The sequence below is a fragment of the Roseicella aerolata genome (genome assembly GCF_020523605.1).
GTDB classification, from domain to species: domain Bacteria; phylum Pseudomonadota; class Alphaproteobacteria; order Acetobacterales; family Acetobacteraceae; genus Paracraurococcus; species Paracraurococcus aerolatus.
On record NZ_JAJAQI010000001.1, the window covers coordinates 64,312 to 77,002 of the forward strand.

8 protein-coding genes are annotated in these 12,691 nt (G+C 72.5%); 4 read left to right on the top strand and 4 right to left on the bottom strand.

The window, feature by feature from the left end; all coding sequences use genetic code 11:
- Positions 1 to 15 precede the first annotated feature (15 nt).
- Complete coding sequence (gene hmgA / locus LHA35_RS00290; protein WP_226603013.1) at positions 16 to 1,362, top strand: homogentisate 1,2-dioxygenase; 1,347 nt, start codon at positions 16 to 18, stop codon at positions 1,360 to 1,362.
- Positions 1,363 to 1,653: 291 nt separating this feature from the next.
- Here hmgA and ydfG read toward each other — a convergent pair whose 3' ends face one another.
- Positions 1,654 to 2,403, bottom strand: coding sequence for a bifunctional NADP-dependent 3-hydroxy acid dehydrogenase/3-hydroxypropionate dehydrogenase YdfG (gene ydfG / locus LHA35_RS00295; protein ID WP_226603016.1), 750 nt, complete (start codon positions 2,401 to 2,403; stop codon positions 1,654 to 1,656).
- Positions 2,404 to 2,726: 323 nt separating this feature from the next.
- Between ydfG and LHA35_RS00300 the strand changes: the two genes are divergently transcribed.
- From LHA35_RS00300 to LHA35_RS00310, 3 genes are read left to right on the top strand one after another with little or no spacing between them, the layout of a single operon-like run.
- Entirely contained in the window at positions 2,727 to 3,770 is a 1,044-nt protein-coding gene (locus LHA35_RS00300; protein ID WP_226603020.1) for an efflux RND transporter periplasmic adaptor subunit, read from the top strand.
- A gap of 6 nt (positions 3,771 to 3,776) precedes the next feature.
- Positions 3,777 to 6,938 (top strand): efflux RND transporter permease subunit, encoded by a 3,162-nt coding sequence (locus LHA35_RS00305; protein WP_226603022.1) that lies wholly within the window; start codon positions 3,777 to 3,779, stop codon positions 6,936 to 6,938.
- A gap of 5 nt (positions 6,939 to 6,943) precedes the next feature.
- The gene (locus LHA35_RS00310) at positions 6,944 to 8,368 is read left to right on the top strand and encodes a TolC family protein (RefSeq protein WP_226603024.1); all 1,425 of its coding nucleotides are present in this window, start codon (positions 6,944 to 6,946) and stop codon (positions 8,366 to 8,368) included.
- A 102-nt stretch (positions 8,369 to 8,470) separates the two neighbouring features.
- On the opposite strand, the gene LHA35_RS00315 is transcribed toward LHA35_RS00310, so the two are convergent.
- The 3 genes from LHA35_RS00315 to LHA35_RS00325 all read right to left on the bottom strand — a co-directional run bounded on the left by LHA35_RS00315 (position 8,471) and on the right by LHA35_RS00325 (position 12,630).
- Positions 8,471 to 9,949 (bottom strand): protein adenylyltransferase SelO, encoded by a 1,479-nt coding sequence (locus tag LHA35_RS00315; RefSeq protein ID WP_226603026.1) that lies wholly within the window; start codon positions 9,947 to 9,949, stop codon positions 8,471 to 8,473.
- Positions 9,950 to 10,438: 489 nt separating this feature from the next.
- On the bottom strand, positions 10,439 to 11,449 hold the full coding sequence (locus tag LHA35_RS00320; protein WP_226603027.1) for a zinc-binding alcohol dehydrogenase family protein: 1,011 nt from the start codon (positions 11,447 to 11,449) through the stop codon (positions 10,439 to 10,441).
- Between the two features lie 548 nt (positions 11,450 to 11,997).
- Positions 11,998 to 12,630, bottom strand: coding sequence for an ABC transporter substrate-binding protein (locus LHA35_RS00325; RefSeq protein WP_226603028.1), 633 nt, complete (start codon positions 12,628 to 12,630; stop codon positions 11,998 to 12,000).
- Between the last annotated feature and the right edge of the window lie 61 nt (positions 12,631 to 12,691).

Consider the following 12,691-nt stretch of genomic DNA (forward strand, 5'->3'; position numbering starts at 1 on the left):
GAGGAGGCGAGTGCGATGACCATCGTCCAGCCCATGACCCCGGCGCGCATGGGGACCGCGGAGCCCGGCTACATGGCCGGCTTCGGCAACCAGTTCGAGACGGAGGCGCTGCCGGGCGCCCTGCCCGTCGGCCGCAACAGCCCGCAGAAATGCGCCTATGGCCTCTATGCCGAGCAGTTGTCAGGCTCCCCCTTCACCGCGCCGCGGGCCAGCAACGAGCGGTCCTGGCTCTACCGCATCCGCCCGACCGTCGCGCATTGGGGGCGGTTCGAGAGGATCGATGCCGGGCTCTGGCGCACCGCGCCCTGCGCCGAGGTGGAGATGCCGATCCAGCCGCTGCGCTGGAACCCGGTGCCGATCCCCGAGGAAGGGCTGACCCTCATCCAGGGGATGCGCACCATCACCACCGCGGGCGATGCCGCGGCGCAGTCCGGCATGGCGGCGCATGTCTATGTGGCGACCCGGTCCATGCAGGACGAGGTCTTCTACAACGCGGATGCCGAGATGCTCTTCGTCCCGCAGCAGGGGGCGCTGCGGCTGGCGACCGAGTTCGGCATCATCGACATCGCGCCCGGCGAGATCGCGGTGGTGCCGCGCGGGGTGAAGTTCCGCGCGGAACTGCCGGGCAGTCCGGCACGGGGCTATGCCTGCGAGAATTACGGCGGCGCGCTGACCCTGCCGGAGCGCGGGCCGATCGGCGCCAATTGCCTGGCCAACCCCCGCGACTTTCTGACGCCGGTCGCAGCCTATGAGGACAGGGACGCGCCGACCCGCATGGTGGTGAAGTGGGGCGGCACTCTCTGGGCGACGGAGCTTACCGCCTCGCCGCTCGATGTCGTGGCCTGGCATGGCAATTACGCGCCCTACAAATACGACCTGCGGCGCTATTCGCCGGTCGGGCCGGTGCTGTTCGACCATGCCGACCCGTCGATCTTCACCGTGCTGACCTCGCCGAGCGAGACGCCGGGCACGGCCAATATCGACTTCGTCATCTTCCCCGACCGCTGGATGGTGGCGGAGAACACCTTCCGGCCGCCCTGGTACCACATGAACATCATGAGCGAGTTCATGGGCCTGATCTACGGCCAGTACGACGCCAAGCCGCAGGGCTTCGTCCCCGGCGGCTTCAGCCTGCACAACTGCATGCTGCCGCACGGGCCGGATATGGACGCCTTCGAGGGCGCGTCCAACGCGCCGCTGAAGCCGCACAAGCTGGAAGGCACCATGGCCTTCATGTTCGAGACGCGCTTCCCCCAGCGCGTCACGCGCTACGCCGCCGAACTGCCGGAGCGGCAGCAGGAGTACGGCCTCTACGGCGCGAAGCTGCGGAAGCACTTCAACCCGGATCGGCGCGAGCCCTGATACGCGGCGCAGGATGCCCCGGCATTCTGCGCCGGGCCAGAAGCCGTTCCGCGCCGCGGGCGGACGGCACCCCCGCCTGCGGCAGGCGACCCGTATGCCGGCCCGCAGCGGTCAGCCGCGGATAGCGGCCCAGCCGGGCAGTCCAACCCTGCCGGCCGCCCCGGCCATGCCAGCGGCCGTGTCCGGTGGCCCCGGCCGCGCGGGTGGCAGCCCGTGCCGACGCAGCCTCTGCCGCCCGCCGCGCATGCGGCGCTCCTGCCCGGATGCGGTCACGCATCCGGGCCCCTGGCATCAGTCCCGGTGCACGCGCAGTGGCGCGAAGCTCTGCACCACCGGCATCACCTGCAGCGTGTTGACATTCACCCGTGCCGGCCGCGTCGCCACCCAATGGACCGCATCCGCGATGTCCTCCGGCGTCAGCGGCTCCGTCCCGGCATAGACGCTGTTCGCCTTGGCGTCGTCGCCCTTGAAGCGGACACTGGAGAACTCCGTGCCGCCGACCAGGCCCGGCTCGATATCCGTCACGCGCAACTTCGTCCCGAACAGGTCGGCGCGCAGGTTCAGGCTGAATTGCCGGACGAAGGCCTTGGTCGCGCCATAGACATTGCCGCCGGGATAGGGCCATTCGCCGGCGGTCGAGCCGATGTTCACAATATGTCCGACATCGCGCGCGACCATGCCCGGCAGCACCGCGCGCGTCATGTACATCAGGCCCTTCACATTGGTATCGACCATCGCGTCCCAGTCATCGAGATCGGCGGACTGCGCCGGCTCCAGCCCGCGCGCCAGGCCGGCATTGTTCACCAGCACGTCGATGGCGGCGAAGGCGGCCGGCAGGCCGGCGATGGCCGCCTCCACCGCCGCCCGGTCGGCGACGTCCAGCGCCACCCTGTGCACGCGCTCCTCGCCGAGTTCCGCGGCGAGCGCCGCCAGCCGCTCCTGCCGCCGCCCGACGGCGATGATGCGGGCGCCATCCGTGGCGAAGCGCCGGGCGATGGCAAGGCCGAAGCCGGCGGTCGCGCCGGTAACCAGTACGATCATGAATGTTTCCTTCGCAGTTGCGTGATGCCTGGATCAGGCCAAGGGGGTTGAACCAGCTTACGGGATATCCATTGTGAGCAGGTCGGCCGGCGTTGCAGACCGCGAACCTATTGCGGCGTGTCCTGCCAGGAAGGACCTAATTGAGCCGACGCGCGCCCTCGCTCAATGGCGCGCATATGCGGGCGCTGAGCCGTGCGCCTCCCGTCTCGTCACGATTGGGGGCTTCATCTGTGTCTTCCGGAAACACCGCACGCCTTTGGCTGCGTGCCCTGGCTGTTGTCGCGACCTTGGCGTCGCCGGCGCTGGCCCTGGCCGCCGAACCCGTGGGCAATGACGTCCTGCTGCGGATGGATGAGCGGCGTGCCCGCGCCGCCGGCATCGACGTCACCCGGGTGGAGGCCGAGGCCGGCACCACGCAGACCATGCTGCCCGGCACCGTCGTGGTGCCGCCGCAGCAATTGCGCATCGTGGCCGCGCCCGCGGCGGGCCTGGTCGAAGCCGTGCTGGTCGCGCCGAATGAGGCGGTGCGCGCCGGCGAACCCATCGCCCGGCTGCGCAGCACCGACCTGCTGGAGGCGCAGCGCACCTATCTCCAGGCCCTTTCGGCCGAGGAGCTGGCGCGGCAGAGGCTGCGGCGCGACGAGCAGATGTTCAAGGAGCGCATCATTGCCGAGCGCCGCCTGCTGACGACCCGCGCCGACTACGACTTCGCCCGTACGACCCTGCAGGAGCGCGAGCAGATGCTCGCCCTGCTCGGCATGGCGGAGCCCGATATCGGGGAGTTGCGCGAGAGCCGGAGGATGGTCGCCGCGCTGACCGTCACCGCGCCGGTCGATGGGGTGGTGCTGGAGACGAAGGCCAGCGCCGGCGAGCGCGTCCCTGCCTCCGACCCGCTCTTCTCCATCGCCCAGCTCAAGCCGCTCTGGGTCAACCTCCAGGTGCCGTTGCCGCAGGCCATGGTGATCGAGCCGGGCACGCGCATGAGCGTCCCCGGCACCACGGCGCAGGGGGAGGTGGTGCGGCTCGGCCGCCTGGTCGACCCGACCACCCAGTCGGTGACGGCGGTGGTGGAGGTGAGCGACGGCGCCGAGGCGCTGCGCCCCGGCCAGGTCGTGAATGCCTCGGTCGCGCTGCGGCCGAACGGTGCGCCGCAATGGCGCGTGCCCGCCGGCGCGGTGGTGCGCCATGCCGGCAAGTCCTGGGTCTTCGTCCGGACGGCGGAGGGCTTCCGGGCCAAGCCGGTGACGGTGATCGCCGAGACGCCGAACGCCACCTCGATCCGCGCCGGCCTCGCGCCCGACGACCAGGTGGCGTCGCGCGGGATCCTGACGCTGCTCGCGGAACTCACCGACGTCTACGGGGGCTGATCAGCCATGCTCGGCCGTCTCGTCAACCTGGCGCTGCGCCAGCGCCTGCTTATCCTGCTGGCCACCCTGGGCCTGCTGATCTGGGGCATCGATTCCTATCGCAAGCTGCCGATCGACGCCTTCCCCGATGTCTCGCCGGCCCAGGTGCTGGTCGCCATGCAGGCGCCCGGCCTGCCGCCGGAGGAGCTGGAGGCGCAGGTCACCAACCCGATCGAGATCGCGATGCGCGGCATCCCGAACCTGGTCGGCATCCGCTCCATCACGCGCTACGCCGTCGCGCTGATGACCTTCGAGTTCGCGCCCGGGACCGACATCTACTGGGCGCGGACCCAGGTGGACCAGCGGCTGGACGACCTGGAATCGCAATTGCCGGACGGCGTCTCGGGCGGGCTCGCGCCGGTCGTCACGCCGCTCGGCGAGATGCTGATGTTCACGCTGGAGGGCGGCGCGCTCTCGCCCATGCAGCGGCGGACGATCCTGGACTGGGTGATCCGCCCGCAGCTTCGCGGCCTGCCCGGCATCGCCGATGTCAACACGCTCGGCGGCTTCGTCCGCACCTATGAGGTCGCGCCCGATCCGGCGGCGATGGCCGCGCGCGGCATCACCACCGCGATGCTGGCCGAGGCGCTGGAGCAGAACAACCGCAACGACGGCGCCGGCCGGGTGCGCGATGGCGAGGAGGCGCTGCTGGTCCGCGCCGAGGGCCGCATCCGCACCATGGAGGATATCCGCCAGATCGTCGTCGCGGCCCACCCCACGGGCATCGTCCGCGTCTCCGACGTCGCCGATGTGCGCGTCGGCGCGCTGGCCCGCAACGGCGTGGTGACAAGGAACGGGGAGGGCGAGGCGGTCTGGGGCATCGTGCTCGGGCTGCGCGGCGCCAATGCCAAGACCGTCGTCAACAACGCCAAGGCGAAGCTCGCCGAGATCCAGAGGACCCTGCCGGAGGACGTCCGGATCGAGGTCTTCTACGACCGCAACGACCTGATCGAGAAGGCGGTCTGGACGGTCCAGAAGGTGCTGCTGGAGGCGATCGCACTGGTCGTCGTCCTGCTCATCCTCTTCCTCGGCAACCTCCGCGCCGCGCTGGTCGTCTCGCTCTCGCTCCCGCTCGCGGTGCTGGCGACCTTCGGCGTCATGAAGCTGACCGGCATCTCGGCCAACATCATGTCGCTCGGCGGGCTCGCCATCGCCATCGGCCTGCTGGTGGACTGCGCCGTGGTGGTGGTGGAGAACACCGCCCACCGCCTCGGCACCGCGCATGGCAAGGCGGACTACCGCGCCCGCATGCGCATGACGGCGGAGGCGGTGCGGGAAGTGGCGGTGCCGCTCGTCTCGGGCGTCGTCATCATCATCACCGTCTTCCTCCCCCTGCTGTCGCTGCAGGGGCTTGAGGGGCGGCTCTTCGCCCCCGTCGCGCTCACCATCACCTTCGCGCTCTGCGCCGCGCTGCTCGTCTCCCTCACCGTCGTGCCCGCCATGGCCGCGACGCTGCTGAAGGTCGGCGGGCACGAGAGGGAGCCCTGGCTGGTCCGCCTGCTGCACAGGGGCTACGACCCCTTCCTGGCCTGGGCCATGCGCAACCCGCTGAAGGTCGGCGCCGTCGCCGTCGCCGGCCTGGTGGTGGCGGGCCTGCTCTTCACCCGCATCGGCTCCACCTTCATGCCGGTGATGGATGAGGGCACGCCGGTCATCACCCTGCGCAAGCACCCGACCGTGAATGTCGATGCCGCCGCCTCCACCGACCTCATCATCCAGCAGCAGATCATGGCGGCGGTGCCGGAAGTGCGCGGCATCATGGGCCGCGCCGGCGCCGATGAGCTCGGGATCGACCCGGTCGGCCTGAACGAGAGCGACCTGTTCCTCGACATCGTGCCGCGCGAGCAGTGGCGGCAGCCGAAGAACCGTGACTTCGTCCTGGACGAGGTCCGCAAGGTGCTGGACCACATCCCCGGCATCTCCTACGCCATCAACCAGCCGATCGACATGCGGGTGCAGGAGATGATCATCGGCGCCCGCGGCGATGTGGTGGTCAAGGTCTTCGGCTGGTCGATCCCCGAGCTGAACCGGCTGGCGGGGGAGATCGAGAGGGCGGTGCGGGGCATTCCCGGCGCCGCCGATGTCTTCGCCCTCCGCAACGAAGGCATGAAGTACCTGAAGGTGGATATCGACCGCTTCGCGGTCGGCCGCCTCGGCCTCAATGTCCGGGACGTGCAGCAGGCGCTGCGCGTCTGGGTGGACGGCCGCGAGCTGGGCCTGGTGCTGGAGCAGGAGCGGCGCATCCCGCTGATGCTGCGGGGCGAAGGGAGCCTCCGCCGCTCCGCCACCGATCTCTCGCGCGTCATCCTCGCCCTGCCGGGCGGGCGCACCGTCGCCCTCTCCCAGGTCGCGCAGATCTCCGAGGAGGAGGGGCCGATCCAGGTGATCCGGGAGGGCACGCAGCGCTACGCCACCGTGCTCGCCAATGTCCGCGGCCGCGACCTGGTGGGCTTCGTGTCGGAGGCGCAGGCGGCGGTCGCGCAGCAGGTGCAGGTGCCGGATGGCTACCGCCTGGAATGGGGCGGGCAGTTCGAGAACCAGCAGCGCGCCTCCGCCCGGCTGGCGATCGTCGTGCCCATCGCCCTCGCGCTGATCTTCCTGCTGCTCTACTTCACCTTCAACTCCGCGCGGCAGGCGGCGCTGGTCTTCTGCAACGTGCCCTTCGCGGCCATCGGCGGCGTGATCGCCCTCTACCTCTCCGGCGAGTTCCTCTCCGTCCCCGCTTCGGTCGGCTTCATCGCGCTGGTCGGCATCGCGGTGCTGAACGGCGTCGTGCTGGTGTCCTACATCAACCGGCTGATCGCGGAGGAAGGGCTCAACCTGCGCCGCGCCGTGCTGGAAGGTGCCAGGCGGCGGATGACGCCGGTGACGCTGACGGCGACCATCGCCGCCTTCGGCCTGGTGCCCTTCCTCTTCGCGGAGGGGCCGGGCGCCGAGATCCAGCGGCCGCTCGCCATCGTCGTCATCGGCGGCCTCGTCACCGCCACCATCCTGACGCTGGTGCTGCTGCCGATCCTGTATGACCGCTTCGCCCTCGGCCGGGCCGGGCAGGCGGAGGCGCACCCGCCCGCGGCGCCTGCCCCGGCGGCACAGCCAGCCCCGGCGAAGCAGCCGGCCGTCGCGGAGTAGCGCGCATGCATCGGGTCTTCCTCGCCGCGGCGGGTGCCGCGGCGCTCCTCGCCGCGCAGCCCCGCGATGCGGCGGCGCAACAGACGCCGCTCGCCCGCCCCCCGCTGGCCCTGCCGCCGGACGCCAACCCGCAGGGACCGGCGGCGCGGCCGCCCGCGCCTGCCCCCCGCCGCGCGGCGCCGCCGCGGGAGGCGCCGCCCCCGCCCCTCCGCGCCCGCCGTGCCGTGCCGCCGCCGCCGCCCGTCGCGCTGCCGGCCGAGAGCACCGGCCTCGCCCGCGACCTCGACGCCGCGCTGGCGATCGACGCCACCGCGCGCGCGATCCAGGGCCAGCGCCAGGCGGTGCAGGCGCGCGACGCGCTGGTCCGCTCCCCCATCCCCGGCTCCCCCGCCATCGGCGGCTCCTTCCGTTCCGACACGCGCGGGCCGCGGCTGGCGAATGAGTGGGACGTGGAATTCGGCGCGCCGCTCTGGCTGCCGGGGCAGCGCGGGGCGCTGGCCGGCACCGTGGCCGCTGGCATCGAGGAACAGGAGCGGCGCCTCGCGCTGCGCCGGCTGGAACTCGCCGGCCTGCTGCGCGACGCCTACTGGGCGGTGGGCGCCGCGGAGTCCGAGTTGCGCGTGGCGCGCGACAGGCTGGCGACGGCGCGCGATATCGGCCGCGACGTGCAGCGCCGGGTGGAGCTGGGCGACATCCCGGCGACCGAGGCGCTGCTGACCCGCAACGAGGAGCTGGCCGCGGCGCTCGACCTGGCCAGGGCAGAGGCGGCGGTGAGCGCGACGCGCGCCGCCTACCGCACGCTGACCGGCGGCACCGAGGCGGCGCTGCTGCCCCCGGGCACCGCGGCCGGGATGGCCGGCGCGCGGCCGGAACCCGTCATGACTGACGGCAACGGCACTGCCCACCCGGCGCTCCGCGCCGCCGCGGCCGCGCTGGCCAATGCCGAGGCGCGCGCCCGGCTGGTGGCGGCCACGCCGATCGACAATCCGGAGCTCGGCCTCTTCACCCGCGGCCAGGGCGGGCCGCTGACGGAGAACGGCACCTCGCTGGGGCTCCGCGTCCGCATCCCGCTGCCGAGCGAGGCCCGCAACGCGCCCCGCCGCGCCGATGCCGAGGCCGAGCGGACCCGGGCGGAGGGCGAGCTGATCCAGACCCGCCGCGTGGTGGAGGGAGAGGTCCGCCTGGCGCGGCTGGGCCTTGCCGCCGCGGCCCGGGCGCAGCGGCTGGCGGCCGAGCGGCGGGCGGTGGCGGAGCAGCAGCTCGCCGCGGCGCGCACGGCCTTCCGCAGCGGCGAGATCGGCGCCTTCGACCTGTTCCGCGTGCGGCAATTGCAGATCGAGGCGGTGGCGGTGGATGCCCAGGCGGAGGTGGAGGCGGGCAGAGCGCGCAGCCGGCTGAACCAGGCGCTGGGCCTGGCGCCGGGAGGATAGCGAAGGGGCTTCGCCCCCTCGCGCTCCCCCACCAAGGGCCGAAGTTCCTTTGGAACCTTCGGGTTTGCGCCGGGGAGGGCAGCGTCCTCCCCGGGCCGTGGCTCACGTCCCGCAGAAGGTCTGCAGCACGCGCTCTTCCGGCTCCGGCGGCAGCATGTAGCGGTCCAGCCCCGGCCGCTCCTCGAAGGGGCGGGAGGTGGCGTCGAGCAGCGCCTCGAAGGGGGCAAGGTCGCCCTGTTCCACCGCCGCCCTGATGGCGGCCTCCACCTGGTGGTTGCGGGGGATGATGGCGGGGTTCACGGCCCGCATCGCCGCCTGCCGCTCGGCCGGTGCCGCGCCCTCCTCCGCCAGCCGGGCACGCCAGCCCTCCGCCCAGGCATCATAGGCCGTGGGGTCGGTGAACAGCGCCCGCACGCCCACATCGCCCTCAGGGCCCGTGGCGGCGTCGCAGAGGCGGCGGAAGGTCAGGGTGAAGTCGGCCCCGTTCGCCTGCATGCGGCCGAGCAGGTCCTCGGCCAGGGCCAGGTCGCTCTCCTTCGTCTCCAGGAAGCCGAGCTTCCGGCGCAGCCCGGCATGCCAGGCGGCCTCGAAGGCCGGGGCGAAGCGGGCCAGCTCCTGTTTGGCGATCTCGATCGCCGGCTCGGTCTCCTCCGCCAGCAGGGGCAGCAGCGTCTCGGCCAGCCGCGTCAGGTTCCACTGCGCGATGCCCGGCTGGTTCGCATAGGCATAGCGGCCATAGGCGTCGATCGAGCTGAACACCGTGGCGGGATCGTAGGCATCCATGAAGGCGCAGGGGCCGTAGTCGATCGTCTCGCCGGAGATGGTGCAGTTGTCGGTGTTCATCACGCCATGGATGAAGCCGATCAGCAGCCATTGCGCGACCAGCCGCGCCTGCGCCTCGACGACGGCGCCGAGGAAGGCGGCGTAGGGCTGCTCCGCCCCCGCCGCCTCGGGGTAGTGGCGGGCGATGGCGTAGACGGCGAGGAGCTTCAGCGCCTCCACGTCCTGGCGCGCCGCGAAGTACTGGAAGGTGCCGACGCGCAGGTGGCTCGCCGCCACGCGAGTCAGCACCGCGCCGGGCAGCGGCGTTTCGCGATAGACCCGCTCCCCCGTCATGACCGCGGCGAGGGAACGGGTGGTCGGCACGCCGAGGGCGTGCATCGCCTCGCTCACGATGTATTCGCGCATGACGGGGCCGAGCGCGGCGCGGCCATCGCCGCGGCGGGAGAAGGGGGTGGGGCCGGAGCCCTTGAGCTGGATGTCGCGCCGCACCCCGTCGCGCCCCACCACCTCCCCGAGCAGGATGGCGCGGCCATCGCCGAGTTGCGGGACGAAGCCGCCGAATTGGTGGCCGGCATAGGCCTGGGCGATCGGCTCCGCCCCTTCCGGCACCTGGTTGCCGGCAAGGATGGCGACCCCTTCCGGGCTCGCCAGCGCCGCGGGATCGAGGCCGAGCGTCCCGGCGAGTCCGGCATTGATGCGGACCAGCACCGGCTCGGCCACCGGGGTGGGCGGCAGGCGCGCGTAGAAGCGTTCCGGCAGGCGGGCGTAGCTGTTATCGAAGGCGAAGGCGGCGGCCATGCGGTCGGGCTCCCGGGGCGGTCGGCCCCAAATCGGGCGGCGGGTCGGCAACGGCAAGGCCGGACCGCCAGGGGCAGGTCGCTCCGGGGCGTTCACGCCCCGGGGCACGGCTCTGCACCCCAACCAACGACCCGCGATGGCCGGGCGTTCGGGCATGAACGCAATCCGTTGCTGCTCCCGCGCCCCTCCCGGGGAGGGGGCGACGCGCCGCGGAGGTCGGGCGGGCCGGGGGCTCCGCGCCCGGCGGCCGGGTGCGGGCGTCCGGCCCGGTCGCCGCCTGCCTCGCGCATGACATGCGCTGGCATGTCATGCGCAAACGCCGGCGGCTCTGCGGGCCTTGGCTTCAAGGCACTGGCCGCGACGCATCCGCGCCCGGCCCGCCCCGCGGGCCAGAGCGTCATGAGCCGGGTAGGCCCAACCGCACCGGAGATCGGTGGGCGCTTCCGTCGCAGGCCCGGGCGTGACGCCAGCCTGCCACGGAGAGGTTGATCAGAACCCCTCCAGCACCGCCTTGCCGCGCATGGTGCCGCTTTCCACCAGCGCATGGGCGCGCTTCAGGTTGGCGACGTCTATCCGGCCGAGATGCTGCGTCACGGTGTGCCGCACGCGCCCGGCATCGATCAGCCCCGCCACCTCGGCCAGCAGCCGGTGCTGCTCGGCCATGTCGGGCGTCTGGTGCAGGGCGCGGGTGAACATGCCCTCGAAGACCAGGCCGGCGGATTTCGGCCGCAGCTTCTGCACATCGGTCCCCATGGTGGCATCGATGACGCAGACCAGGCCGAAGGGGGCGATCAGCCGGCAGATCGCATCCCAATGCGCATCGGTCCGGTTGATGGCGAAGACATGCGGCACCCGCAGCCCCAGCGCCTTCACCTGCGCGGGCAGGTCCCCACTGTGGTCCAGAACGTGATGCGCGCCGAGCGAGAGGCACCAGTCCCGCGTCTCGGGCCGGGAGGCGCTGGCGAGCACCGTCAGCCCGGTGAGCTGCCGCGCGAGCTGGATGGCGATGGAGGCGACGCCCCCGCCGCCGCCGAGGATCAGCACCGCCTCGCCGGGGCGGTCGGCGCCGCGCGGCACCCGCAGCCGGTCGAACAGCGCCTCATAGGCCGTGATGGTGGTCAGCGGCATGGCCGCCGCCTCGCCGAAGGAGAGGCTCGCGGGCTTCGGCCCGACGATCCGCTCATCCACCAATTGCAGCTCGGCATTGCTGCCGGGGCGGTTGATGACGCCGGCATAAAAGACCGCGTCGCCCGGCCGGAACAGCGTGCAGCCGGGCCCCGTCGCGCGCACCACCCCCGCCGCATCGAAGCCCAGCACCCGGACCTTGCCGCCCGGATCGGCGCCCAGCCGCTGCTTGGCATCCACCGGGTTCACCGAGACGGCCCGCACCTCCACCAGCAGCTCCCGCCCCTGCGGGGGCGGGGGATCCGGCAGGTCGAGGTCGAGCAGCGCCTCCGGATGGTCGATCGGATGGCTCCTGGCATAGCCGATGGCCTTCATGGTCCCTCCCGTCCCAGGACTCCCCGCGCCGATCCTGCCGCGTGGAAAGGTCCTGGCTTGTCGCGTGCCGGGCGGATTCGCGCCTCGGGGCGATGCCGCCCCGAGGCCATCCGCATCGGCCCGGAGAGTGGCCCGGGATGCCGCGCCTGTCACCGCGGCCCGGCCGCGCCTTGCATGGGGCCGGGCGGCCGGCGCCCGCGGGCCGGTCCGCCGGTCGCCAGGGGCGGCGCAGGGTCATCCTCCCTGCGGCGGATCGCGGGCAGGACCGAATGCAATCCGCCGAAGCTCCCTGGCGTCCGAGCGGGTTCGCGCGTCCGGCCCGTTCACGGCCTCCCGCATCTGCCCGACAGCGGATGGGCGTTCACGCCCGTCCGCGATCCGCTGGTGCTTCTTGTTTTCCAAGCAGATTCACGCCTTCGGCCGTTCACGGCCTCCGGCGATCTGCTCTACAGCGGATTGCGTTCAAAACTGAACGCCAATCCGCTGCAGACCGCTGTTTGTAGAGCAGATTCACGCTGCGGGGCGTTCACGCCCCTCCGCGATCCGCTCTAGCCGCGCAGCAGCGTCTCGGTTCGGCGGCGCAGCTCCGCCTCCAGCCGCGCCGCCCCGCCCTCACGCAGCAGCGCGGTGAATTCGGCCCGGCGGCTGGCCAGCTCGCTCACCGTGCCGGCGAGGTAGACATCCACCACCCGCCAGGCGCCGCCCGACTCCCGCATCAGGTAGTTGAGCGCCACCGGCTCGTCCCGCGGCCGGACCAGCTGGGTGCGGACCAGCCGGTCGCCGCTCTGCAGCGGGTTCTCGCCCACCAGCTGGAAGCTCTCGCCCGACCAGCCGTCAAAGCGGTTGGCGAAGGTGGCGATCGACCAGTCGGAGAAGGCCCGGATCAGCGCCTGCCGCTCGGCCGGCTGCAACTGGGCCCAGGGCGGGCCGACCGAAATGCGGGTCATCGCCTCCAGGTTGAAGGCGGCCTGCATGGCGGGGCGCAGCCGCTGCTCCCGCCCGCGGACGCCGAGGCGCTGGGCATTGCGCATGACCTCCAGCAGCGTGGCGTGGAAGCCCTCGATGACCGCGGCGGGGCTGCCCTGGGCCCGCGCGGCGAGCGGCAGGAGGACGGCGGCGAGGAGGAGGGGGCGGCGCGGCAGCGTCATCATGGCGCGGGGCTTAACACGCGGCGCGGGCATGGGGCGATGCGGGGCGGGATCAAGCCGGCTGGAAAAGCCGCGCCGGCCGGGCCACAACCCG